This is a genomic window from Rhizorhabdus sp. P4_G6, assembly GCF_056401045.1.
On sequence record NZ_JBFUKC010000005.1, the window covers coordinates 31,165 to 54,425 of the forward strand.

The 23,261-nt window shown below is 64.1% G+C and carries 31 protein-coding genes, 1 tRNA gene and 1 pseudogene; 6 read left to right on the plus strand and 27 right to left on the minus strand.

Annotation, left to right across the window (positions count from 1 at the left end; genetic code table 11):
• The first annotated feature begins 23 nt into the window (after nucleotides 1–23).
• Together AC1DPF_RS07380 and AC1DPF_RS07385 are read left to right on the plus strand one after the other, a co-directional pair.
• Nucleotides 24–509: a TIR domain-containing protein gene (locus AC1DPF_RS07380; protein ID WP_477960439.1), complete on the plus strand. Its 486-nt coding sequence runs from the start codon at nucleotides 24–26 to the stop codon at nucleotides 507–509.
• A complete protein-coding gene (locus AC1DPF_RS07385) occupies nucleotides 506–1,006 on the plus strand; it encodes a RipA family octameric membrane protein (RefSeq protein ID WP_477960441.1) in 501 nt (166 codons plus the stop codon). Before AC1DPF_RS07380 ends, AC1DPF_RS07385 begins: the two co-directional genes overlap by 4 nt.
• Here the strand turns inward: AC1DPF_RS07385 and AC1DPF_RS07390 are convergent, their stop codons facing one another.
• Nucleotides 1,007–1,852, minus strand: a complete 846-nt coding sequence (locus AC1DPF_RS07390; protein WP_477960443.1) for a DNA adenine methylase — start codon at nucleotides 1,850–1,852, stop codon at nucleotides 1,007–1,009.
• 153 nt (nucleotides 1,853–2,005) lie between these two features.
• Between AC1DPF_RS07390 and AC1DPF_RS07395 the strand changes: the two genes are divergently transcribed.
• The 3 genes and pseudogenes from AC1DPF_RS07395 to AC1DPF_RS07405 form a co-directional block, all read left to right on the plus strand.
• The gene (locus tag AC1DPF_RS07395) at nucleotides 2,006–2,302 is read left to right on the plus strand and encodes a hypothetical protein (RefSeq protein WP_477960445.1); all 297 of its coding nucleotides are present in this window, start codon (nucleotides 2,006–2,008) and stop codon (nucleotides 2,300–2,302) included.
• 249 nt (nucleotides 2,303–2,551) lie between these two features.
• Nucleotides 2,552–3,016: a helix-turn-helix domain-containing protein gene (locus AC1DPF_RS07400; RefSeq protein ID WP_477960447.1), complete on the plus strand. Its 465-nt coding sequence runs from the start codon at nucleotides 2,552–2,554 to the stop codon at nucleotides 3,014–3,016.
• Nucleotides 3,017–3,243: 227 nt separating this feature from the next.
• Nucleotides 3,244–4,101 (plus strand): annotated as a pseudogene (locus AC1DPF_RS07405) (recombinase family protein); the annotation flags it as partial.
• Nucleotides 4,102–4,137: 36 nt separating this feature from the next.
• Here AC1DPF_RS07405 and AC1DPF_RS07410 read toward each other — a convergent pair.
• From AC1DPF_RS07410 to AC1DPF_RS07420, 3 genes are all read right to left on the minus strand, one after another.
• The gene (locus AC1DPF_RS07410) at nucleotides 4,138–4,413 is read right to left on the minus strand and encodes a hypothetical protein (RefSeq protein ID WP_477960449.1); all 276 of its coding nucleotides are present in this window, start codon (nucleotides 4,411–4,413) and stop codon (nucleotides 4,138–4,140) included.
• A gap of 373 nt (nucleotides 4,414–4,786) precedes the next feature.
• Nucleotides 4,787–4,862, minus strand: a tRNA-Val gene (locus AC1DPF_RS07415).
• A gap of 118 nt (nucleotides 4,863–4,980) precedes the next feature.
• Nucleotides 4,981–5,364, minus strand: coding sequence for an HIRAN domain-containing protein (locus AC1DPF_RS07420; RefSeq protein WP_477960451.1), 384 nt, complete (start codon nucleotides 5,362–5,364; stop codon nucleotides 4,981–4,983).
• Nucleotides 5,365–5,509: 145 nt separating this feature from the next.
• Between AC1DPF_RS07420 and AC1DPF_RS07425 the strand changes: the two genes are divergently transcribed.
• The gene (locus tag AC1DPF_RS07425) at nucleotides 5,510–5,656 is read left to right on the plus strand and encodes a hypothetical protein (RefSeq protein ID WP_477960453.1); all 147 of its coding nucleotides are present in this window, start codon (nucleotides 5,510–5,512) and stop codon (nucleotides 5,654–5,656) included.
• A gap of 156 nt (nucleotides 5,657–5,812) precedes the next feature.
• Here AC1DPF_RS07425 and AC1DPF_RS07430 read toward each other — a convergent pair whose 3' ends face one another.
• The 23 genes from AC1DPF_RS07430 to AC1DPF_RS07540 form a co-directional block, all read right to left on the minus strand.
• On the minus strand, nucleotides 5,813–6,922 hold the full coding sequence (locus tag AC1DPF_RS07430; RefSeq protein WP_477960455.1) for an acyltransferase family protein: 1,110 nt from the start codon (nucleotides 6,920–6,922) through the stop codon (nucleotides 5,813–5,815).
• A 55-nt stretch (nucleotides 6,923–6,977) separates the two neighbouring features.
• Complete coding sequence (locus AC1DPF_RS07435; RefSeq protein WP_477960457.1) at nucleotides 6,978–8,063, minus strand: SGNH/GDSL hydrolase family protein; 1,086 nt, start codon at nucleotides 8,061–8,063, stop codon at nucleotides 6,978–6,980.
• Entirely contained in the window at nucleotides 8,063–8,647 is a 585-nt protein-coding gene (locus AC1DPF_RS07440; RefSeq protein ID WP_477960459.1) for a hypothetical protein, read from the minus strand. Before AC1DPF_RS07440 ends, AC1DPF_RS07435 begins: the two co-directional genes overlap by 1 nt.
• Before the next feature lie 33 nt (nucleotides 8,648–8,680).
• Nucleotides 8,681–8,950, minus strand: a complete 270-nt coding sequence (locus AC1DPF_RS07445; RefSeq protein ID WP_477960461.1) for a hypothetical protein — start codon at nucleotides 8,948–8,950, stop codon at nucleotides 8,681–8,683.
• Nucleotides 8,951–8,976: 26 nt separating this feature from the next.
• On the minus strand, nucleotides 8,977–9,459 hold the full coding sequence (locus AC1DPF_RS07450; RefSeq protein ID WP_477960463.1) for a TIGR02594 family protein: 483 nt from the start codon (nucleotides 9,457–9,459) through the stop codon (nucleotides 8,977–8,979).
• The gene (locus AC1DPF_RS07455; RefSeq protein ID WP_477960465.1) at nucleotides 9,456–9,860 is read right to left on the minus strand and encodes a hypothetical protein; all 405 of its coding nucleotides are present in this window, start codon (nucleotides 9,858–9,860) and stop codon (nucleotides 9,456–9,458) included. Before AC1DPF_RS07455 ends, AC1DPF_RS07450 begins: the two co-directional genes overlap by 4 nt.
• 68 nt (nucleotides 9,861–9,928) lie before the next feature.
• Entirely contained in the window at nucleotides 9,929–10,555 is a 627-nt protein-coding gene (locus AC1DPF_RS07460; protein WP_477960467.1) for a DUF4376 domain-containing protein, read from the minus strand.
• Nucleotides 10,556–10,569: 14 nt separating this feature from the next.
• Entirely contained in the window at nucleotides 10,570–11,382 is an 813-nt protein-coding gene (locus AC1DPF_RS07465; RefSeq protein WP_477960469.1) for a glycine-rich domain-containing protein, read from the minus strand.
• On the minus strand, nucleotides 11,379–12,125 hold the full coding sequence (locus AC1DPF_RS07470) for a hypothetical protein (protein ID WP_477960471.1): 747 nt from the start codon (nucleotides 12,123–12,125) through the stop codon (nucleotides 11,379–11,381). Before AC1DPF_RS07470 ends, AC1DPF_RS07465 begins: the two co-directional genes overlap by 4 nt.
• Nucleotides 12,125–13,039, minus strand: coding sequence for a hypothetical protein (locus AC1DPF_RS07475; RefSeq protein ID WP_477960473.1), 915 nt, complete (start codon nucleotides 13,037–13,039; stop codon nucleotides 12,125–12,127). Before AC1DPF_RS07475 ends, AC1DPF_RS07470 begins: the two co-directional genes overlap by 1 nt.
• Nucleotides 13,036–16,701 carry a phage tail length tape measure family protein gene (locus AC1DPF_RS07480; RefSeq protein ID WP_477960475.1) on the minus strand — a complete coding sequence of 1,222 codons (3,666 nt, stop codon included), beginning with the start codon at nucleotides 16,699–16,701 and terminating at the stop codon, nucleotides 13,036–13,038. The genes AC1DPF_RS07475 and AC1DPF_RS07480 overlap by 4 nt, the downstream gene beginning before the upstream one ends.
• A gap of 16 nt (nucleotides 16,702–16,717) precedes the next feature.
• Entirely contained in the window at nucleotides 16,718–17,197 is a 480-nt protein-coding gene (locus AC1DPF_RS07485; protein WP_477960656.1) for a phage tail assembly chaperone, read from the minus strand.
• Nucleotides 17,131–17,577 carry a hypothetical protein gene (locus AC1DPF_RS07490; protein WP_477960477.1) on the minus strand — a complete coding sequence of 149 codons (447 nt, stop codon included), beginning with the start codon at nucleotides 17,575–17,577 and terminating at the stop codon, nucleotides 17,131–17,133. Before AC1DPF_RS07490 ends, AC1DPF_RS07485 begins: the two co-directional genes overlap by 67 nt.
• 134 nt (nucleotides 17,578–17,711) lie before the next feature.
• Nucleotides 17,712–18,173, minus strand: coding sequence for a hypothetical protein (locus AC1DPF_RS07495; RefSeq protein WP_477960478.1), 462 nt, complete (start codon nucleotides 18,171–18,173; stop codon nucleotides 17,712–17,714).
• A 67-nt stretch (nucleotides 18,174–18,240) separates the two neighbouring features.
• The gene (locus tag AC1DPF_RS07500) at nucleotides 18,241–18,411 is read right to left on the minus strand and encodes a hypothetical protein (RefSeq protein ID WP_477960482.1); all 171 of its coding nucleotides are present in this window, start codon (nucleotides 18,409–18,411) and stop codon (nucleotides 18,241–18,243) included.
• Nucleotides 18,408–18,818: a hypothetical protein gene (locus AC1DPF_RS07505; protein WP_477960484.1), complete on the minus strand. Its 411-nt coding sequence runs from the start codon at nucleotides 18,816–18,818 to the stop codon at nucleotides 18,408–18,410. The genes AC1DPF_RS07500 and AC1DPF_RS07505 overlap by 4 nt, the downstream gene beginning before the upstream one ends.
• A gap of 9 nt (nucleotides 18,819–18,827) precedes the next feature.
• Complete coding sequence (gp17, locus tag AC1DPF_RS07510) at nucleotides 18,828–19,235, minus strand: tail completion protein gp17 (RefSeq protein ID WP_477960486.1); 408 nt, start codon at nucleotides 19,233–19,235, stop codon at nucleotides 18,828–18,830.
• Complete coding sequence (locus tag AC1DPF_RS07515; RefSeq protein WP_477960488.1) at nucleotides 19,235–19,783, minus strand: HK97-gp10 family putative phage morphogenesis protein; 549 nt, start codon at nucleotides 19,781–19,783, stop codon at nucleotides 19,235–19,237. Before AC1DPF_RS07515 ends, gp17 begins: the two co-directional genes overlap by 1 nt.
• Nucleotides 19,780–20,145: a phage head closure protein gene (locus AC1DPF_RS07520; RefSeq protein ID WP_477960490.1), complete on the minus strand. Its 366-nt coding sequence runs from the start codon at nucleotides 20,143–20,145 to the stop codon at nucleotides 19,780–19,782. The genes AC1DPF_RS07515 and AC1DPF_RS07520 overlap by 4 nt, the downstream gene beginning before the upstream one ends.
• Complete coding sequence (locus tag AC1DPF_RS07525; protein ID WP_477960492.1) at nucleotides 20,145–20,654, minus strand: head-tail connector protein; 510 nt, start codon at nucleotides 20,652–20,654, stop codon at nucleotides 20,145–20,147. The genes AC1DPF_RS07520 and AC1DPF_RS07525 overlap by 1 nt, the downstream gene beginning before the upstream one ends.
• A 20-nt stretch (nucleotides 20,655–20,674) precedes the next feature.
• On the minus strand, nucleotides 20,675–21,124 hold the full coding sequence (locus AC1DPF_RS07530; RefSeq protein WP_477960493.1) for a hypothetical protein: 450 nt from the start codon (nucleotides 21,122–21,124) through the stop codon (nucleotides 20,675–20,677).
• A 109-nt stretch (nucleotides 21,125–21,233) separates the two neighbouring features.
• The gene (locus tag AC1DPF_RS07535; RefSeq protein WP_477960496.1) at nucleotides 21,234–22,586 is read right to left on the minus strand and encodes a phage major capsid protein; all 1,353 of its coding nucleotides are present in this window, start codon (nucleotides 22,584–22,586) and stop codon (nucleotides 21,234–21,236) included.
• Nucleotides 22,587–22,600: 14 nt separating this feature from the next.
• Entirely contained in the window at nucleotides 22,601–23,260 is a 660-nt protein-coding gene (locus AC1DPF_RS07540) for an HK97 family phage prohead protease (RefSeq protein WP_477960498.1), read from the minus strand.
• Nucleotide 23,261: the final 1 nt, after the last annotated feature.

Here is a 23,261-nt window from a genome sequence, read left to right on the forward strand (position 1 = left end):
ACCCTGAACAGAGGAGCACCGGTTTGCGCCGCGTCAGCGGAGTTCACATATCCGTTTCGGTACGGAATCAATTTGCCGTCGCCGAGGCGATCTGCAAATTCAACGAATCGAAAGGGGCAGGAATGGCAAAGCATCATCGCGTATTCATCGCCTTCGCAATTGAGGATCAAACGGTGCGAGATTTGGTCGTTGGTCAAATGCGCAACCAGAACTCACCGTTCCAGTGGACCGACATGTCCGTAAAGCAGCCTTGGGCAACAGACTGGAAAAACCAATGCAGATCCCGCATTCGAGGTTGTGACGGCATGATCGCCATTGTGAGCCGGAACACCGCGCAAGCCAGCGGCCAGCTCTATGAAATTGCTACTGCGCGTGAGGAAAAAATCCCCCTGGTCGGATTACACGCGACACGCGATCAGCGCCCTCTCGTTCTTCCGCCAGCGCTCAATGGAGTGCGGATTATGGACTGGTCGTGGGAAAACATCTCCGGCTTCCTGCGGAGCCTATGACAGCTTCGGAACCAGAGCGTGGGTTCGAGGCTCGGGCCGCCGAACGTCTTGAGATATACAAACTCCTGGTCGAAATGGCTGATCGCGTCAGCCAGCGGAGACAATCCGCCAACAGCTTCTATTTGTCAGTGAATACCTTGCTTGTCGGGGGCTCAGCGTTTCTTGGAACGCTTGGCCCTGGTGCCAGAAACATCGTGGTGATCTCCATTGCGGGGATTGCCATATGCATCCTGTGGATCATGAATATCCTCAGCTACAAGACCCTTAACGGCGCGAAGTTCAAGGTGATCACCGCAGTCGAAGGCAGATTGGTAGAACAGCCATATCAGGAGGAATGGGCGCACTTGGACCCGAAAGGGTCGGGTGAAAGGCATCGTCCGTTCCACCAGGTGGAAGCCGCCGTTCCCTACGTCTTTATGGCGGTCTACGCCCTGCAAGCCGCTGCCGTGCTGCCATGGCGCCTGCTCTGCCATTACTTGCTACACTGCGCCTGCTAATCAGGCAGGAAATAGCGCCGCCAGCCGCTCGGCCGGAAGGTTGGTGATCACCAGCTCGCGGGCGTCAACCTCATTCCCACCTCCGCCGATCGAATAGATCAGCTGCAGCTCAGCCATCGCGAAGCCGTCGAAGATCCGGCGGATCTCGGGATGGTCGTTGATGCTGAGGAGGAAGGTGCCGCCGATCGCGCGCAGCGTCTCGGCCATGACCGGAAACTGCGCACGGTCGAACAGCTCGCGGCCATAGTCGCCCTCTGATCCGTAATAAGGCGGATCGAGATAGAACAGCGTCTCCGGGCGATCGTAGCGACCGATGAAGTCACGCCAGTCCAGCCGCTCGATCACGACACCGGCCAGCCTTTCGTGAATCGATTCGAGCAGGGGGCCGAGCTTCGTCACATCGAACTGGCCCGGCTGCCCAGGAGACACCCCGAAATTGCGTTGCGCCACCTTCCCGCCGAACGCCAGCCGCTGGAGATAGAGGAAGCGCGCCGAGCGTTCGAGATCGGTCATGGTCGAGGGATCGACGCGCACCAGCTTCTCGAAGCCCGATCGCGTCGTGAGCTGAAAGCGGAGCATGTCCAGAAACGCGACATAATGCCGCTGCAGGATGCGAAAGAAGGTCGCCACGTCCTCTGACCAGTCGTTGATCACCTCGGCCGGCGCCCTGCGCCCGCGACGGAGGAACACGCCGCCCATACCGATGAACGCCTCCGCATAGGTGTGGTGCGGCACCCTGTCGATCGCCCGCGTGATTGGGCGGGCAAGGCGGCGCTTGCCGCCGATATACCCGGCCGCCGGGTGAGTGGACGTAACGAAATCCTCGAAAAGCAGACTCGACTCCATGTCCTATGTTCCATATTCGTTCCGCTGTCCGGGCTCGGACGGCGGGATGCGACCAAGTGGCCGCTTGGAGACATGGTGGCGTGATCCACCGGCTTGGGGCGTTGGCGCGCCCCGGCCCCCGCCTATCGACGGGGAAAGGAATTGCGTAATCCCGTGCGTTACAAAACCCTCCGGGACCTCGACGAAGCCGGGCTCGATCTAAGGGTCTGGTGTTATGGCTGCGCTCGGGCCGTGGATGTGTGGTCGGGCCTATGGGCGGAGTTCGAACGCAAGGGCTGGTCGATACGCCTCGATGAGATGCCGCCGCGATTCCGCTGCAGGCGCAACCGGCACGACGGCACTCGCCACGATGTTCTCCTGATCCCGACCAAGCGCCCGCCGCCCAAGTCGTGGGAACGCGAGGTCACCGGCTTCTTCCACGCCAACCGAAAGCGTCGCACAGTGAAATAAATACGCACTGAGTGCGTTTTCCTCTTGCGGATTACGCACCTAGTGCGTATAAGAAGCTCACCGGGCCGGATGGTTCGGTCCGGTAAACGGAAGGACCGAAGATGGTGAAAACCCTCTTCAAGTTCATCCGGAAGCTGAGCAAAATCAAGGTCAAGCTCCACGTTGCCCTTGATATCAGCATCGGGTGAATGAAGGGGGAGCGGGTTCCACGCCGCTCCCCAACTTCCGCCGACTGGAACGGAGAAGGCAATGGACGGATCGGAGATCAGGGCACGCCGGAAGGCGCTTCGGCTTTCACAAGCGGATTTCGCCGCTCGCGCCGGTCTCAGCCGGGACTTCATCGGCCAGTTGGAGCGGGGCGTCGCCGAGGTGACGCCCCGCACTGCCGCGGCAATCCGCAGCGTTCGCGCCGTTGCGCCAGCAGCCACGCCGCGATCGCGCGACCCGATGGAATTGATCGTTGAGAAGGCGCTGATCGATGGTGGGATATCCTATCAAACAGATCTTGAAGCCGAGACCGGCTCGATGCTCGATTTCTACCTGCCGGATTTCGACATCTCGATCGAGGTGAAGCGATTCCACAGCACGCGCATCGGCGAGCAGATGGCCCGAGTGCGCAACGTCATAGTTGCCCAGGGCGAGACGGCCGTTCATTTCCTGGCGGCGGCGCTCCGGTCAGGAGACTTCGTGCATATGATAAGGCAGGGCAAATGATCCACTGGAAGCCCATCGCCTCCATTCCGGCGAAAGGCAGGCGGGATCAGAGCATCCTTCTTTGGGTGTTAGGGGGGATCGGGCCACGCGCCGAGCTCGCCGAGTGGATCGACGCAGCGCAGCTGACCTGAAATCTCAGGCCATGCCAACGCGGCCATCCTAGCAAAGGTGAAAGCGCTCCGTTTCGGGGTATAATAAAGTGGGTTCGAGCAGATGGGGGAGAAGGCATGCCACCGACCCGGCCCATTATACGAGCCGTACAATATGTGCGGATGTCGACCGAAAAGCAGGTTTATTCGATCGAAAACCAGGCCCTGAAGATCGCAAGCTACGCCCTCGTCAACGGCTTCGAGATCGTTCGAACCTATGCCGACGAAGGGCGGAGCGGCCTGCACCTCAAGGGGCGCTTGGCATTGCAGCAGCTTCTAACCGATGTCCTAGCCCAAGACCGAGATTTCGAGGCTATTCTCATTTACGACGTCAGTCGGTGGGGCCGCTTTCAGGACACCGACGAGAGCGCGCATTATGAGTTTATCTGCCGCAGTGCCGGCGTGCGGGTTCACTACTGTGCAGAGATGTTTGAGAACGATGGCAGCCTGGCCAGCACGATAATTAAAAACCTTCGACGTGCGATGGCCGGTGAGTTCAGCCGCGATCTGTCTGACAAGGTCTTCGCGGCCCAGTGTCGACTTGCCGCCAAGGGGCACAAGATGGGCGGTCGCCCGCCCTATGCAATGCGTCGTATGCTGTTCGACGAGCACGGCAATTCAAAGGGTGAGCTTGGCCCCGGGCAAATCAAAAGCTTGCGGAGCGATCGGGTCGCCCTGGTTCCCGGCCCGGAGCATGAGTTGAAGACGGTTCGCCGCATCTTCCGAATGTCGGCGGACAAACTTTTGCGGGACTATGAGATAGCTCGCATCCTCAATTCTGAGGGCATTACGGGTCCCACGGGCGAAGCCTGGAGCCGCCACATGATCAATCGCGTCCTGCAGTCCGAACGCTATATCGGCACCAACGTGTTCAATCAGGTTTCGAGCAAGCTCCGCGCCGGGTCGCGCAGGAATGACCGAGAGCAGTGGGTTCGCTGCGAGGGCGCCTTCACGCCGATTATTACCCGCCAGCTATTCAATCGAGCGCAGCGAGTACGAGGGCGAATCGAGCGCAGATATGAGGATGAAGAGATGATTGCGGGCCTGCGCCTGCTCTTGGAGCGGGAAGGCAAGCTCTCCGCGGTTGTCATCCAAGGCTGTAAAGACGTCCCCTCGCTCTCGACATATCGAAAACGCTTTGGCCCACTCTCTGCGATCTACCGGCTCGTCGGATTCGACAGCGGCCAGTTTGCTCACGTCTCCGTTGGCCGGGGCCTGGTCCGCCAGGCGGTCGACCTGTTCGAGCAAACACGCACGGCGCTCCGCTCCGCGGGAGCTCGCGTCCGTCAGGTGCGTGGCTCGAAGCTACTTCGGGTGGACGACCATTTGCTGCTTGCCGTTACCGTCTGCCGATATGTCGCCTCGTCGGAATCATTCTGGCGGTTTTCGGTGCGTACGACGCCAGCGGTCGGGGCTATTTTGGTTGGGCTTATGGATACATCGAACCGGACGGTCGACCGACTGTACCTGATACCAGCCTCGCGCTTCAATAAATGCGGGAAGATCTACTTTGTCGAGGATGGCAACCGCTTGGAGCCTTACCGTGTCGATAATCTGGACGAACTGTACCTGAAGCTACGAAGCGGCTTGCCGGCCGAGGGGCACGACGGCCCCGTGCATCTGGTGGGCGGTGACGGGCTCGAACCGCCGACCCTCTCGGTGTAAACGAGATGCTCTACCAACTGAGCTAACCGCCCTCGGGGCCGAAATACAGGCTTTCGGCAGCGGCGCAAGAGGAAGTCGGCCGCCGGCCGGATCGATCGCGCGCAAGACGTCGCGCCTCGCGCAGCACTCTGATCTCGCTCAACGCTGACGCTAAGGCCTTGCATCATCGGTCGGATGGCGCTCGCGCAGCTTTATCCAAAGGCCTGCCAAGTATGCTTCAGCATCTCCGTCGACGGTAACAAACACATCGAGGGTTCTACCGCTGTCCATGCCACCGGCGAGCCGAGCGGCGCGCGCGGCCGGGATATAGCCAAGGATCAACCCATCTGCCGTTGCGACCGCAATCGCATTCTTGTCGTACCGGTTTCTAGGCTCTCGCACGAGTGTTAGCCGAGTGCCGCTGGAGAGCATTTTGATAGCGCTCTGCCGTCTGTTGGCATCACGGCCCGATCGCGTTCCAACGACCCTCAAATGGTAAAAGCCATTTGCGTCGGGCTTGAGTGGCTCCCAATTCAGCATTGCCAATTCCCGCATGTTCACCCCCCCGAATCTTCAGCGGAGAGTATCGCGGGCTCAGCAATATAACAGGGGCTCGAACGACGCCGCATGCTAGCGAGACTCGTTAAGGTTCCCGTGCTACACCGAATCCATGGAGAGGATATGCAGGATCTGCGGCTTCGTGCCGGCGCGCGCCTATCTGATGGACGCCTGCATTTGCCACATGAGCAATGAAGAGCTAATCAACCGCTACAAGGTCGAGCGCGGCCAGGGGCCACTGGCTGACCATCTTCGCAAGCTCATGGACGAACGATGCCTGACCTACTGACCATCGCCGACACCATCGCGGCCGCAAGTGAAATCCCATTCATACTAGGTTGGATTGCATTCGTTGCCTGGCTGATCGCAGGATTCCTGTGCATGCGCGATCGCGAGTGCACTGAACTGCACGAAGATCTCGAACGCCATTCCCCCGGCGATTGGGCTAACCACCCAAGGCGGGACGACGCTTAAGGGTAGCCGCCCACCGATCGAGCGCGCCGATGATCTCCTTGCGCTTAGACAGGATCGGCTTTTCGATCACATGCCATGAGAACGCCGCGCAGACCCCGACAAGCGGCAGCGTCAACGCAATGTTGATCCACCATTCCCGATATGCGCTGGGCAGCATGTGCGTGACTGCCTGCTGGATCGGATAGCTGTAGAGATAGACTCCATAGCTATAGTCCCCGTCCATCAGGACCGGGATTTTGGGCGGGTCGAGCATGCCGAGATAGACCGCGGCATATGCGGCAGGCAGGCCCACGAAATAGGCAGCCTGTCCGAACATCATGCAGAGCCCACCAACCACCAGCGCCGCCGCAAACAGCGGGAAGCTCAGCACCACCCGCGCGCGGCCAAAATAGAGGATCACCCCATAGAGGAACGCGAGCACCAGAACGCGGCCCGGCACCGCCTTGATGTCGCTGAGGCTCTCATGGCTGAAATGGTCGAGGATCGGAACCAGCACCTGCAAGACCGCCGTCGTGATGATCAGCGCCTTGAGTGACTTGATGACCCCGGTGAGGCGCAGAAGGATGATTGCCAGATAGCATTCCAGCTCGAACGGGATCGTCCACAGCGATGCGTTCACCATCCCCGGCTTAGGGTTGTCCTTGAACACGCCGGGCAGGTAGAAGTGGATGTCGCCCACGATGTTCAGCAGATATCGCCACGTCTTATGCGACGTGAAATAATCATGCAGCGGGAAAGTTGTGAACAGCGCGCCGATCACCATGATCGCGATGAAGGTGTCGACCGCCAGCGCCGGGATGATCCGCATCGCGCGCAGGGCAACAAACTCATGGATGGAGCGCACCCGCATGAGACTGCCGCTCACCAGATACCCACTGAGCGCGAAGAACATCGGGAGCACCAGCCCGAACAGCGGGCGATACCAGCCCTCCATTGCCATGCCCGGATAGGAAACGCGCGTAGAGTGCCAGAGCACTACCGCCAGCGCGAGCCCGATTCGGAGATAATCGAAGCCGCGTGACCGCGCGTGCGTCCGCTCGATTGCCGCCTCAAGCGTTTCCGTTTTAGTGAGCCACCCCATACCTCAAACTAGATGGCAATCTCTTTCGGATCAATGAAAATGCTGCGGTGCGGTATCAAGCCACCCCGGCAAGGCCACGGATCATAGCAGCGACGGGCGCTCCCATAGTCGCTGATGCGGCGGCCTTCCAGTGCAGGTCGTCCGTTGTCTGGCTGGCTGCGTTGCCGTCAGCCCACGTGCCAAGATAGCTATTCGTGTTCAAGAACGGACACGCATTCATGGCGGCAAGCTCTCGATAAGCCGTCAACATTTCCGCCTGCGTGAAGCTACCCTCTCGCGCTGTGTCGACGGGCATGGGGAGGACAAGCCCAACAGACGCGCCCGCCGTCACGCACTTGGTGATGATCGTCTGCATGTTGGCCTTGAACGTCGCGAGACTGTTCAGCGGCCCTCCAGTCCGGAAGTCGTTCACGCCAAGCATGATTATGGCGATATCGCCGCTTCCGACCATGAACGGGATGCCGGTAAGAGGCCGCCAAGGCTGATCCGCGACAATCCAGTCAGTCGTCGACCAGTTGCGCGTCCCCATGTTGATCAGGCGGAAATCCTTGGCCGCCGAATTGTAGGCAACGACTGTGTTGAGGTAAACGGTCCCGGTAATCGCGGAGCCCCCGACGCGGAGTTCATGTGTGCCGAGCGTGGTCGTAAAGGTCGTCTTGAGGAACGTCGACGCGCCGTTCTCGTCGATAGTTGTCGATGACCCGCCGTCGATGTTGACTCCCATCGTGCCGTAGGTGTTGCGCGGGGTCCAAACCTCGAACGTGTCGACGGGGCTGGAGGGCGTAAAGCGCAGGGAGGTAGATCCATCCCCGGCAGTTTTCGTTAGCAAGAGGCCGCACAACCCAAGCCCGGCGCCCGTAACCGACCAACTATTCATGACCACGCGCGGGTCGTACAGGTCCAGCGTCCCGCCGGTATTATTCGCTTGGGAAAAGCTCTCCGATGATGCCGGATAGCCTGCCGTGATCAGCGCGTCGCGGGTCTTCGTCGGGATCGCAAGAGCACGGGCGCCGTCCATATTCACGGAGCCACCACCCGTGCCCCGCCCCGCCATCTGACTGTCGCCGATGAAGAGGACGCGCTTGGCGCTTGATAAGGTTCGCCGCTTTCCAAACACTGTTGCGCGGACCGAGGGATGCATCAGAGAACGATCCCATAAAGCAAGATCTGACGCGCGGCGGCGTTCAGTGTGAACCCCGCCAATGTCTGCAGTTCGCCGAACAGGCTGGTGCCGGTCAGCTTGATCTCTGCGTCCACCCTGGTTTTTAGGTAGCACGCGGCGCCGAGATCGACCGGCGTCCCGATGTTGATCACGTCCCGGTAAACGGAAAGATCGGCAGACGCCAAAGACCACGCCGCATTGTCGAGCTGCCCGCTCGGCGGCGTCGCGCTGTAGCATTGCAGCGCATAGGCGCCCTCGCTCGCCTGCAACGCCGTCTGGTCGATCTTGATGATGACGTCGAGTATCCGGATCAGCGACCCGCTCGGGATCGCCCGGCCATCGGCAAAGGTGAACACGAACTCCTGCGCCACCGATATGATGTCGTTCGCCGAATAGACGCCAGCAACCGGCGTGAAGCTGGCGGAGGCGGTGATCCCCACCGGCGCACCCGACACGGGCAGCGGATTGCTCGCATCCACCTGTGTGGCGGGGCCATCGAGCGTGCCGAACGCCATCGCCTGGGAGGGCACCATGCCCGCCGGCTGCAATACCAGAGCCGTCATATCAGTCTCCCTGTTCGGTGTCGGTTCGCGCGCTCAGGCGGCGTCGTGCGGCTTGGTGCTCGCGGCGGCCAGGCCGACGCCGATCACCTTGGCGGCCACGGCCGCGGCGATGCCCGCGCCGGTCGCGGCGCCGGCCGGCGACGCCAGCCCCATCGCCTGGGCGGCCTCGCCCAGCGCCGTGATCGTGCCCGCCGCCTTCGGCAGGCCCACCGCCCCGGCCACGATCGCCAGCCCCACATAGGTGCTGCCTTCCTTCGCGCGCCCCAGCGCCCAGCGGCCGAGCTTCTTCAGGCTGATCTTCATCGTCTGTCTCCTTGGTGGATCTTCGGTCAGGCTTCGTTGGTCGAAATCGGGCCGCCCGCATCGGCGACCAGCGCCAGCGGCGCGGGCTTCGGCTCCCCGGCGGGCCAGCGGCAGCCGATGATCCGGGATCGCTCGAACTTCGCTTCGCACACCCGGTCGCCCTGGTTGCCGCCGATGCCCCAGACATGGTTCATCGAAACCTTGGTGACGAAGAACACATGCCCCCCGCCGGCCCGGTCGAGGATCGCGACGGCGCCATAGGCCAGCTGGCAGGGCTGCCCCCACTCCAGCCAGCCCTTGGCGCGGTACCAGTGCTTCGGCAGGGGCTGCTCCGCCTTCTGCAGGACATGCGCGACGAACACGCCGCACCAGGGCGTGGCATCGTCGGTCCACCACGCCTTCAGGCCCTTCAGCCAGCTCGCGATCGTCGCGCTGTTGGCCGGCCCCGGCACCTCGCGCACCCCGATCAGGCCGAGCGCATAGGCCATCCATGATAGGCTTGCGGTCATGATTTTTCCCCTGTTGCTGTCTCGATGGCGACGAGCTGGCCCACCATGTCGGCGGGCGATGCCGGACTGATCGGGAAGGCCGATCGGATCACGTCCTGAGCCAGGCCCAGCGCCGGATTGTGCGGGTCGGAGGTGCGGAGCGCCGACGACACCAGCTCGAAGGCGATCCGCAGCGCCCGCATCTGCAGGTCCCGCGCGGCGTCCTGCGCCTCGCGCGCATGTTCCTTGGCCTCCACTTCGGCAAGCCGCTGTTCGAGGCGCGTCGTATAGGCCGTGCGCCCCTCGTCGAGCCGCCGCTCCTTCTCTTCAAGCTCAAGCTGGTACGCATCCAGCTTCTGCTCCCGGGTGCGCTTCGCCACATCGCGGCGGCCGAACAGCCAGGCGATGCCGGCGCCGATCATGCCCAACACGGTCACGGCCCCGCCGATCAGCCCGCCGGCCTCCGATGTCGATATGCCCCCCGGGTCGCTCACGGCCACCCGGCCCCGATGTCGATCGCATCGAGTGCGGCGAAGTCGGCCGCCGTCGCGATCGCGGTGCCGATCGCCTGGGCGTTGGCATGGCACGCCGCAACATGCGCCATCACGGCCATCCCGGCCGCGATCATCTCGGTCGCGTCGAGCGAGACGATCACATTGTCCGCCAGCTTCCAGTTCACCGCGAAGGGCTGCGCCGCCATCTGCGCGATCAGCGCACCGGTGACCGCCCCGTTGATGTTGGATCGGGACAGCGGATCGCTGTCGAACGTCCCCACCCCCGCCACCGCGCATCCGCCATCCACCGCTTGGTCGCGGCGGATCTTCGCCTGCGCCCAGGCCGCCGCCTTGACCTGCTCGAACTCGTCGCCCGTGCGCGCCCGGATCGCCCATTGCTGGGTCCAGACGCCATCGATCAGCGCGGGCGCGGCTTCCTCCGCCACCTCGCCGGCCGCGGTGTCCGGCGCGGCCAGCGGCGCGACCGGATAGACGCCCCAGTCGGCAAGCCGTTCGTCGGGAATATCCGCCGGGAACGACGTGTCGGGATGGTCGCCGCGCAGCTGATCCGGGGCATAGGGATAGAACGGCCCGCCATCGGCGACCCGGATATAGCTCGACATTGCTGGAACCCCGCTCAGTTGGGCGTGAAAGTGCCGCTGCTGGTGAATGTGTGGATGGTGAAGCCGCCCGACGCCGTGATCGTGCCGCCGGTCGCGCGCTGCGCGCCTGGATAGGCGATGATCACCACGCCCGATCCGCCGGCGCCGCCGGTCAACCCACCGCTGGCCGTACCGCCTGCGCCGCCACCGCCACCGCCGCGATTCGCTGTACCGGCCGAGGGGTTGCCGCCGCCACTGCCGGGAGAGAGGCCGCCGCCTGCGCCGCCGCCGCCAGACCCGCCGGCGCCGCCCTGCACCAGCGAGCCGGAGACAATATTGCCGCCGCCGCCGCCGCCGCCGCCATAGGTGACCGATCCGCCGCTGATGCTGCTCGCCGTGCCGGCCCCGCCTTTCGGGTCGGACGCTGTGTTGCCGCCGGCCTGGCTGTCGCCGCCGCCGCCGCCGCCATTGCTGCTGCCGGCCGCCGCGCCGTTGAAGCCGGTTCCTGTTCCGGCCGCGCCCGTCGAATAGCCGCCGCCGCCGCCATTGGCGCCCGCACCACCCGCCGCATTGGCGTTGCCGCCCGCGCCGCCACCGCTCGCGCTGTCCGAGACGCCGGTTCCGACCACCGATGATGCGTCGCCGGCCGTGTTCGCCGCGCCACCGGCCCCGATCGTGACCGTGTAGGAAACGCCCCTGAATAGCCGGCGCGACACGGCGGAGACATCGCCGCCGCCACCGCCACCGCCGGCCGCCGTTCCCGTCGAATTGCCGCCGCCACCACCGCCGCCGACCAGCAGGATGCTCGCGCGCACGCCCGACCCCGCCGCTGCGAGCGCCCGGCTCATGACGCGTAATTCCCGATCCACGCACCCCGCACCACGCCGCCGGACTTGCTGAGCAGGACGCGCGCATAGCCGCTGGTCGGAAGCGTCGGCGCGATCGTGTCGAGCCAGACTACGCCGATCGTCGACCATGTCACCGAATAGGCGGTTCCGTCTGCGATCAGCAGCTCGACGCTCTGCCCGTTCGCCAGGTTCGTGGCGGTGGGCGTGCGGTTCGCGCCCAGCGTCCAGAACTGGATCGAGCCATTTGCCGGGTCGATATCGACCGAACCGCCATCGGGAATCGTATAGATATCCTCGGTCGGCGTGCCGTCGAAGATCACGCCCGACAGCGTCTTGTGCGTGAGCGTCTGCGTACCTGTCAGGCTGACATCGCCTTGCCCGGCGAGCAGCGCCCAATTCGTGCTGTCGGCCGACGGATCGATCGAGCCCGCCCCGTTCGTCTTGCGCCGATAGCTCTTATAATCGACCGGCGACCAGCGAACGTCGCCGATCGCATAGGTCGTGCCCGTCACCCAGATCGCCGCCCCGCTCGCCGCGACGGCCGACGCTGCCGCAACTGCTGCAGTGGCGGCATCGGCCGCCACGTCGGCGGCGATATCATCGATATATTCGCCGGCAGCATTCTGCTGCAGTACTCGTGACGTCATCTCGCTCAGGAACTGATCCATGTCGGCCGAGAAGGTCGACGGGCTCGCCGATCGCGACGGCGTGGTCGTAAAGGGCGTGATCGTGGGATAGGTCATCAGACGAGTCCTCGAACTTCTAGGTTGCAGCTGGATATCGCCTGATCGGAAAGCACGACGTTCAGATCGGGATAATAGCCATAGACGACGGTCTCGCGCCGGGCCGGATCGCCGATGAAGACCATCGGCGTGTCTCGCATTGACGCCAGGAATCGCTTGATCCCGGCAACCTGCGGCGTCGGTATCGCGAGGGCATATTCGACCTTGTCGACATATCCCCGTGGCGCGATCCGGATCGCCCCGAAGGCATCCTCGGTCTTGACCGAATAGGACTGGATGCCGACCGATGTGCCGAACAGCGCCCCGCCGATCATTACATGTCGGCCCAGCACCAGCTCGCCGCACCGGGCCGTCTCCGCACCCGCGTCGATCACCACCTCGATCGTCGCGTCGCCATAGGGCGGCAGGTCGACGAAGGTCGCCTCGTCGAGATAGATGATCGGGTTGAAGCAATAGCTGTAGCCATCGACGATCAGGCTGTTGTCCTGAAGAGATACCGGCTCGTCAAACACGGTGCCGTCCGAAGCCGATGTCACCGTCACCCGGACGGACGAACCCGACAAGCCGAAGGCGCAAAGCGTGTTGATGATCTCGCCGGGCGTGTAGGACACTTCGATCGTGCCGGCGCGCACCGTCTGCAGGCCGATCGCCCCGTCATGCATCTTCCAGCGATTGGTCAGGCCCAGATCCTGCCAGGTCGCCACATCGGCCGCAGCGCCGATGTCAGGCCTGTCCGTAGTCGATGGGTCCGCGACCACCTCATAGACCCGGTGACCGTACATCCGCACCGTACCTTTGACATAGGTGCCGGCGGTCCAGGCCGTCGCATCATCCTCGGGCACATTGGTCGAGGTCATGATCGTGTCGACGCCGGGCGTGCCATGCACAACCGAGACTGGGGGGATCACCCTCATGCCGCGTCTCTTTCCGGCGGCAGGCCCTCGCCGTCCCACTTGTCCGCGAGCTTCGAGCTTGTCAGCGTGTTCTTGGCGATCTCGAACAGATAGGGCCGCAGCGCCAGCGCCACCGCCTGCCCGATCGCGCCCGGGTCCGCTGAACCGGCGACCGCCGCGGCGATCTGGTCTGCATTCCAGATCCTGCTCGGCCCGGTCGCTTCCAGCTCCGGGCCATTCTCCCCGACGACGCGCAGGCCGCCGGCATGCATGCCGCCATCCGCGAACCCCGGAATGGACCCCGCTATCACGCCATAGGTCCGCTCCAGGCTCGCCGCCGTGATCGCCTTGATCCGCTGCAGCATCCGCCCATCCGTCGCCGCCGCGGTCGCAGCGTCGAGCAGCGCCTGCGACAGCCCCGGCAGCAGCTTGGCCGCATCGATATTCCCGCCGCGCGCGGCATCGGTGGCCGTTTGGAACTGCTTCTGAAGGCTGGCATAGCTCTGGCCGCCGGGCGCGAGTTCGCCCCGGATGCGGCGGACCTCGTCCATGATCGCGTCGCCCACCGAGTGCCAGGCATCGACGAGCCGCTGTGCCGTCGCCGCCGCCTCGGCCGCCGCCTGCTCGGCAGCCTGCCGAGCCTGTTCGGCCGCCTGCTGCGCCGCCTGCTCGGCCGCGATCTCGTCCTGCCGCGCCTGTATCTGGGCCAGCAGCGCCCGGTTGCTCGGGTCGACCGCGGCGAGGTCCAGTTCGCGCAGCTTCGCCGTGTCCCCGTTCAGTTCGAGCATTTGGCGCTCCAGATCATTGCGCTCGCGCAGGATCGACGCCGCCGAGGCCGCGTTTCGGGCGCCGCTGGTGATTTCGGCGAAGGCCGGCGCCAGCTGGAGCAGGGCCGCGTACATCTGCTGCCCGGACGCCGTCGTCAGATCCTGGGCCTCCACCAGTGCGCGGAAACTGGCGATGCTGTCCGGCATGGCGATGCCGAGCGAGTCGAACACCTTGCCCAGCTGCGCCGTCTTCGCCGCCGCCTGCTCGGCGTCCGAGTAGAAGGTCTGGAAATAGGCGCCGGCCGCGCTTTGATAATCGGAGACGCTGCCGAAGAAACCGGCAATCGCCATGCTCGCATCGGTGCCGAGCGAGGTCGCCGAAAGACCGAGCTGATCCAGCGAGCTGGCGACCGCCTCGACCGTCGAGGCCACCCGGATCAGCGTCTCGAAATAGCCCTCGCCGACCTGCTGGAACTTCTCCAGCCCGGCCACGGCATATTGCGCCATCTTGTCGGCCTGCGCCCCGAACACGGCTTCCAGCTTCTCCTGGATCTCGTCGCCGGTCAGGCCGTCGAGGTTGATCTTGCCGATGTCCACCACGAAGCTGTCCAGCTTTCCGGTGATCGCATCGAGATCGATGCCGAGCGGTCCAGCGGCAAGCTTGATCGCGTCGCCGAAACTGGTCAGCAGCAGCCCGAACTGGTTGGAGATATCATCGGCCAGAGCGCCATATTGCGTCGAATATTTGCTGCCGGCTTTGATGCCGAAGAACTTCTTCGTGGACTTGATGTCCGCGAAGGTCTGCCCGGCGAAACCCATCTCGTCGATTGACCCCAGCGACTGCGGGCCGCCATAGATGCCCGACCCGACGACGGTCTTCTTGGTCCCGAACAGCGAGCCGATGACCTTGCCGATACCGCCGAGGATGTCGCCGATGACTGGGATCTTGTAGATCACCTTGCTGAACAGGTTGCCGACAACGTTCCCGAGGAGTGCGCCCAGCGGGCCGAGCAGTAACGAACCTGCCATCGCACCAACGAGGCCACCTGGGCCGCCGCCCAGGGCTTTGCCAAGAAAGCTCGTCTTGAACCCCGTCTGCACATTCATCTTCCCGGCGACATCGTCGAGCCCGTTGCGCAGGACGAGGTTCGTGACCCCGCCGATCTGGCTCTCGATATTCTTCAGGCTCGCCGCCATCTGGCGCGTGAAGACCAGCGTCTCGCCATCGATGTCCGCCAGGAAGTCGACCGAGCGTTTGAGGCTCTCGCTCTTGGCGTCGCTGTCGCCGAAGACCGTGCCCTTGCCCTCATTGGACTGCGGTAGCTTGGCGCCGCCACCGCCACCGCCGAAGCCGAGCGATGCCATGACGCCGAGCATCGCCGCCACCGCCGGAAAGGCGTACGGGCCGAGCGTGGCAAACATGCGCGCCGCGCCGCCGGCAACGTCGATCGCGGTTCGCGCCAGTTGCACGATCGTCAGCGCCTTCTCAGCCGCCGCCATCGCCTTGTAGCCCGCGCTATGCTCCTTGAAGAACCCCTTGGCCGCGCCCGTCAGGCCGATCAGCGATGTCAGCTGGAGATCGCTGCTGCGCTTCTGGCGCTCGGCCGCGCTGCCGGCGGTCTTGTCGATCTCCTGCTGCCGCACGCCATATTCGCCGAGGATCTTGACCATGTCCCCGAGCGCCCGACCTCCCTTGCCGAAGGCCTCGGACAGGCTGTCGCCCAGCGAGCCGGCCAGGTCCGCTGTCAGCTCGAGCTGGTCATGCAACACCTGCAGATCATAGTCGGCGAGCCGCTGCACCCCCTCCCGGACGTCGTTGATCGCCTTCATCTGCTCGCCCAGATCGGTGGGGCCGCCCCACTCGACCTTGACATTGAGCTTCTTGTCCAGATCGACGGTCATTTGCCCCAGGAACGCGCCTGACAGTATATCGCCCAGCAGCGAACCCTTTTCCTTGGCCTCGTCTTTGAGTTTCTTTTCCGTGCGATCGTCGATCAGCTTGGCGGCTTGGCCCGAGATCCGCTCCTTCGCCACGGCGATCGAGTTGCTTCTCCAGTCGGCGTAGAACCCTGACATCGCCTTCTTCGCCTGCCCGAAGGCGCTCACATAGCCATCGGGGATCGCCTTGACCGTCGCCAGCGCGCCCGCGAAGTCGCCCGACAGCGCCTGTTTTGCGGCGGTTCCCAGCGCGATCACTGCCTTGCCGGTTCCCATGAACGCAGCCCAAGCGCCCGCAGCGAAATTATTTACCCATTCGAGGGCTGTCTTGAACGCATCTACGGCCCAGCTCTTGATCGTGCTGAAGATCCGGCCGGCGCCGAGCCCCTGGTCGATCGTCCGCCACAGGCCCTTGAACATGTCGCCTGCGGTAACGCCGACATCGGTCAGCTTCCCCATTTCCTCTTTGGTCAGGCCAAGCGAGGCCGCATATTTGTCCAGCTCGGCGGACTTGTTGATCTCGCCTTGGAACAGCTTGAACGCCGCAGCGGCGACGCCCGCCGCCACCGTCAGGGCGACCAGCAACGGGTGCGCGCTGAGGAAGCCGGTGATCAGCCCGATCACGCTCTTGCCCGTTTGGTTGAAGGCATCGCGTATCTGCGGACCCTGCTGTACGAACGCCATGAACGCCATGCGCAACGGATCGGAGCTGCCGGCGGCGGAGGCAAGCTGCACCCCCAGATCCTGCGCCTGAAAGGCAAGGTTCCGCATCCCGAACGCCGCCGCTTTCGCACTCGGTGCCGTCGCGGCCATACCCTTCGACATGCCTGCCAGATTGTCGTTCGCCGACCGTGCCGACGCCGCGATATCGCCCGACGCGGCCTTCACCGCCCGCTTCGCCTTGTCGAGATCCGACTGCAGCCGCGCAATCTCGGCGACGATCTCGATCGACAGCCGCCCGGCGGGGATTCCAGCCATGCGCGCGCTCCTCCAGCTATTTGTCTTTGCCAAAGGCGACCAACATCGCCTTGAACTGTTCGTCGATCTTGTCGCCCTGGGCCTGCGCCACCTCGGCTTCGTCGAGCATCGGCTCCGGGCAGTCCGGCTTCTCGGCCTTCTGCCTCTGCGACAGGAAGGCCAGGCTTAGCCGCCTGATCGTGCGCGCCTCCCAGACATCTAGTTCGATGCCGGTAAGGTGCTCCCACGCCGCGATGTCCTGCCAACCGATCGGACTCTCGCCCATCCCGCCGGCCACGGTCGGCCCGATTTCGAGAAACCATTCGGTGACATGGGGGGCAGGGTTCGGCGGCCAGTTGACCGCCTCTCCCTTGCCCTGCCTTGCCTTCAGCCGGGTGACCGGCTCGGGCTTCGGACCCGTCCCCTTGTGCTCTATGTCGGGCGCCGTGTTCAGCCAGGCGAGCTGACGGGTCCAGCGTTCGAGACCTTCTGCGAGGCCTTCATAAAATTTTCCCAGTTCTTCGTATCGGCCTCCATATGGTCACGAATGAAGCCGAGCAGCGGCGCTTCGTAGATGGCGCGCACAGTTTCCTTGTCCCCCCGGATCTCGGGGTACTCGAGATTATTGAAGCGCTTGGTGACCGCGCAGAGGAAGTCGACGATATCCTCTTCCTCATTGTCGAAATATGCCTCGGTCTTGCCATTGGCTTCGCGGGTGCGCTTCACGCCTTTGCGACGCCGCGCGGCGTTGGCCACCTGCCAGATCTTGGTGCCTGGGCCGAATACGGTGGCGGTCACTGGCGCGCCCTGCTCGTCGAGCATCGGCGATCCGTCGGGGTTCTTGATCGGCAGGTCGGCCACCTCGGCCACCTGTTTCGTAAGGATATTCACGGCCATGTTCAGTCCCTTCACGGAAGGATGGTGCCCCCGCCTGCCCTGCTCCGTGACGCGAAGGCAGGCGGGAACAAAAAACCCGCCGAAGCGGGTGGATCGGGGCTATGTCGCCCCATCGGATCACGGTCCGAAGCTGGTTAAACGGTGACGATGCCGTCGCTGGTGGTGCTCGCCATCTTGTACTCGATGGTGATCTGCTGGGTGGCGGGGGTGTTGTTGTCGCCCCATGTCTTCGGCCCGCCCATCACCAGCGCGCGGGCGTAGATCGTGCCCAGCACCGGATGATACAGCTTGATCGAATAAGCCGACGTGCTGTTGGTCGCCGCGGCCAGCAGCACTTGGCCGGCATCGGCGGAGTCGAGCGCGACGGTGATCGTCTGATTGCCCAGGTCATAGCCGCCCTTGGCCTTGTCGGTACCCGAGGACGCGAGATACATCACGCTCACCACCTGATAGACGCGGCTCGGAATCTGGCCGAAGTCGGTGATCTTCCCGACGTCGGTGAAGCTCAGCGCGCCATAGCCGGCGGCGTTGTAGGTTGCAGGTGCGGAAGCGGTAATGCCGAAGGTTGCCCCGGCGCCCGTGGTGAAATCAGTCATTCGGATTCTCCGTGGAAACCCCGATCACGGGCGGGGCAGGTTCATTGCCGGGGTTCGGCAATTTGGTTTAGCCGCGCTTGCGCAGCGGCTTGGGTACTCGCGCCGCGGCGGGCTTGTTCTCGACCAGGCCGCAGCCGGCGAGATCGCGGAACTGGTTGTCGGGGAAGGTCACGGCTTCACCCGGTTCGAACGTACGTCCCGACAGGCTGAAGCGCCGCGCCGCTATCCCGTCCATCACAGCGAAACGCCGGACTCGATGATGTTGAGCGCCAGAACGGTCGTCGACGTCGCGAAGCCGAGGAAGGTCGGGTAGGCGCCCGTGCTGAGATCCGCGACAGGGCAGATTCCGCCCGGCGTCGCGCTCAGATAATAGCCCACGCCGGCCGTCAGCGTGGCACCAGCGGTGACGTTGCCGCGGCGTGCGACGCCAACCGTCTGGCCGCTGGCAGCACCGTTGAGGGCCATGCCACAGGGCGATCGGGCGGCGGCAGTGCCGCTGTTCGCGTCGGCCAGCTTCAGCGTTCCCGTCGAGCTGTCCAGATACAGCATCTGGCCCGCGGTGATCGCCGCGCCAGCGATGCCGGAAAAGATCGTTACGTCGCCCGCCGGGGCCACGCTCGCTGCTGTTATGCTAAGGTCCGCCATTGGTAACTCCTATCTCGCCTGATTGTAGGTCACGATCGCGTCCTGGATTCCGACGCGGACGTCGCTCTCGGGCGCCAGCCCATCTGGCCCTTCTGCCTCGCTGTGCACGGTCACGTTCGTCAGCCCTGAGACTGTGGGGAAACGGCCCGCGTACAGCGCCCGCCGCACCTGCGCCCGCACCGCCGCCCGCGACGTCGCCGTCTCGGCATGGATGCGGATGCGGATGCGCTGGCGGACGTGCACCGTCGCGCCCAGGGTCAAAGGGTTGAGGTCGACGCCGCTGGGCGTCGTGATCTGGATCGCCGGCAGCGTGCCGGCGGGCAGCACGTCATCGGTGATGATCCGCGCCTCCGCCACCAGCGCCGTCAGGGGCGCGAAACCAGACAGCACCCCATAGATCGCCGTCGCGCCGTCCATTATGCCGCCTCGTCGAGCGGTGCGGCAAAGCCGGTCTTGCCCTCGACGAACTGGGCCAGCTTCACCTGCCCGGCGCGGATCGCATCATCGGCCCGGATATCGAGCGAAACGACCATGAACGGGTGCGGACGGACGCCCGGATGCGAGATCACGCCGGAAACGAACCGGTCGCCGATCTTGATAGCCTTCGCCGCGTCCCGGGCCGCAGCATTCCGGCCCGCCTTGCCGCTGCTGCTGCGCTTGAGGGTGATTTCGTGCGGCCGAATCCCGTTCTCGAACAGATAGCCGAGCCATCCGTCCTCGCGCGTTTCATCGACGTAGATGCGGATCGAAAATGTTCCGTCATCATGCTTGCGAGGCGAGCCCTTGCGGATCGCCTTGGCGATCTTGGGGCTGATCGCCATGGCACGCTGTCTCGCTTCCTCCACGATCGGATCGGCCATGGCCGTCAGCATCTGCCGCGCGCCGTTGGTCTGCATGTTCTTGGGCAGGAGAGACAGGACGCTCAACACGTCGTCCAGGCCCTTCACCGGAAAGTCGCGGCTCATGGCTCCTGCCCCTCCGTCGTCACTTCCTCGGCCACGATCTCGATCCCCTCGCGCCGGCCCAGCTCGGCCGGCATCGACACGATGCGCAGCGTCCGCCCGTCGAGCGTCACCCGCATGTCCGACGTGATGTCGTCGCGATAGCGCATGCGGATGCGGCACGGCCGGCTCGCCACATTCACCCCCTCGGCAATCCGCTCCCCCCGCGACGGCAGCATGTCCTGCACACTCGCCCACACCGTCGCGAAATCCGCCCACCCGGTAGTCGGCCGCCCGCTGGCATCCTTCGTCGACGTGCGGCTCTGGATCACGATCTCGCGATCGAGATCCCCCGCCTGGATGATCGAACCCGTACGCCGAGCCATCAGACCCGCCGCAGCTGGTAAGGTTCGAGAAGATCGGCGGCACTGTCGGGAAACGGCGCCGACCGATCGTCATACCATGTGGCCAGCGCCAGGCGCGCGGCCGTGGTGACATCCGCCGGCACAGCATTGTCGGCCCAGCCAACATTCCCCGTAACGGTGATGACGGCGCCGCCATCGGCTGTGGCAGGCCACTCCGAGCCGATTGCCGGCAGCAGCCGCACATGGTGCCCCGACATGACCGCCCGAACGTCCGACAACGCCTGTTCCGCACCGTCGGCGTCGAGATAGGCGACCGCGACCGTGTCCGGATCGACCGGTACACCGGGAAGCAGCATGAACGGTTCGAAGCGATCGAACGTCCATGTCCGATCGGTCTGCTCGTCGACGATGACGCCGAACTTGTTCTCCATGTGACTGACGACGGAGGAGATCAGGTCATTGATCGTGTCATCTTCCGCATCGCCGGCCCGCAACCAGGCCTTCGCTAGGGTGAGTGAGATCAATGCCATGATCGCCTCCGCCGCCCAGGTCAGGCCGTGCCGCGGATCGCCTGGCGACCGCGAACGACCGAGGCCGCGATCGGCGTCCCGGTGCCATGCGTGCCCGAGAAGTCGGCCAGCAGCTTGAGATAGCGTTTTCCGCCGATATAGCCGAGCTTCTGGAGCGTCGCGGCAGCGTGTGCGGCGGTCAGCGAGCGGATGATGCCGCTGGTGATCGTGGCTGGCGCCAGGCTGTCCTTGACGAGATCGTCGGCGGTAACGGCGGTGTAGGTCGAGTCGTCGTCGCTATGGGTCAGCACGAACTCGATCTTGTTGCTGCTCGAGAAGGTGATGCCGCCAACGCCGATGTGCAGCGACAGCACCGCGGCGCCATAGTCGAGCAGGTCGATGGCCGCCGGCGTATTGTCGGCGGCGAGGACGGCAGGCGCGATCGCCTCGATAAGCGAGATATTGGAAGCCAGGTCCCGTTCGGGGGTCATGACGATATCCTTTCGATGTCTGAAGGGTGAGGCGGCGATTGTGCCGCCGCCTCAGGCCGGTGAGCCCGACCGGGCTTGTTCAACGTCGATCTTCCGGCTTCGCGGGAGATCAGGAGGCGGCGAACTTCATCGCCTTGACGGCCTCGAAGTTCACCGCGCCGCCGCCAACGCGACGCCGCATGTGGAACTTCACGAACCCAGGCTGCGTGATGTTGTCGCGCACTACTGAGGTGCCGAGGCGATCGACGATCGTATAAGCCTCGGCAAAATCGCCGAACAGGATGCTGTAGCTGTTGGCAGCTATGGCCGGCATATCCTCGCCGTCGACGACGGGGAAACCGAAGATCGACTCGACCAGCGCCCCGTCCCGCAGGCGAAGGTCGACCAGGTAATTGCCCTGGCCATCCTTCAGCTTGCGCACCGCTCCGACAGTGCGCCGCGCCATCAGGAATTGCGCAGGCTGCCGATAGCCGGCCTTCACCTCGAAGATGAGGTCAACGAGCTTGTCAGCCGGGTTGCTCGACGCGAATGCGCCGGACGCGCCGGAAGCGACATATTGGAAGGTGCCCCAGCTGCGGGTGTCGTCGGCAGTCGAGGCAAAGCCATAGGTCATGATACCCTTGGGCTGCAGCACGCCGGTGCCGTTGACGAATGCCGCGTTCTCCTTCCGAGCGAACTTCGCCGCGGCCTTCATCGCGATCCACGCCTCGACGTCGATCTTGCCATCTTCGAGCAGCTTCTGCGTCACCCAGGGATAGGCATAGAGTTCATTCACCGGAATCCGCCACATGCCCAGCTGGGGAGTGTCGGTCTGGCTTCGGGTCGCCTTCTCGCCGACCCACTGGGCATCCATTTCGCCGTTGTCGATCGGGCCTTCGAGCGCATCGGTTCCGATCGCGACTACATTGGCGAGCTGACGCATAGGCGTCGACTCGTAGATCTTCGACACCATCCGGCCTGACACGTCTGGAGTCACCCAATAGCCGCCGGAAGGGTCGACCGCCACCTGCATCGTGGTCGCCTTGATTTCGTGACGCCGGATATATCCCGCCAGGTCGGCGCGATATTCCTTGAGCTGGTCAGGCGTGAACTCCTTCACGTTGATCAGCTCGGCGAAGTCGGCCGCAGCCTTGACTTCCTTCGCCACATCGCCGCCGGACAGCGCAAGCCGGTTGGCCTTCGCCTCCATTTCGTCCAAACGCTTCTTCAGCTCGACCTGGGCATCGTCGATCGCCTTGTTGAGCTTCTCGACCTCATCCTTGGTGACCGCGTCCTCGCCCTTCTTCTCGGCCTGCGACAGTCGCTGATCGTTCTTGGTCTTGAACTCCTCGAACGTCTTGCCGAGCAGTTCCACGGCATTCTTCACCTCAATGGTGAGATCGCCATCCTTGCGCTCAGGCGCCATAGCAATCGACAGGGGCGACGCGCCCGCGAGGAGCGCGCCCTGCTTTCCAATGAACATCGTGAAACCTCCGATTAGCGCAGGGCCGCAGCCGCTTTGCGCAGGGACAAGAGCACATCGGTGACCCCCTCACGGGACCGGTGCTCGCCATCACCTCCATCGCGGAGATGCTTCTTGACGATCGCCACCGCCTTCACGGCGTCGGCGCTCGACAAATTGAGTTGCGACCGCAGCGCGCGCTCCAGCTCGCGCGGGTCGAGATCCTGTTTGACGCCGGTGATCTGCGCCTCCGGCAGCATCGCAAAGGTGACCGGCGATATCTCCCACAGATCGACCTGCTTGAGCGATCGGGCACCGGTCACGCGGTCGATTTCGTCCTTGATGGTGCGATAGCCGATCGACAGCCCCTTGACCGCGCCGGCCGCGATCAGCGCGCGGGCGGCCGCGGCCTGCGGCACATCCATGATCAGCTGGCCTTTGACCTTCAGGCCCTTCTCGTCTTCGGCGATGTCGGTCCACACACCGATCGGGCTGTACGGATCATGCTGCCACAGCATGGGCGGGAGCGCCTTCTTGCGCTTCCACTCGGCGAGGCTGGCCTTGAACGCCCCCGGCAGCACGATATCGCCGCCGCGATCCATCAGCCCGAACACCGAACCATAGCCCTCGATCGTGCCGGTCGCGGCTTCGTCGCCCGCGAGCTTGATCTCGCAGTCGAAGGAAAGTCGATCCATT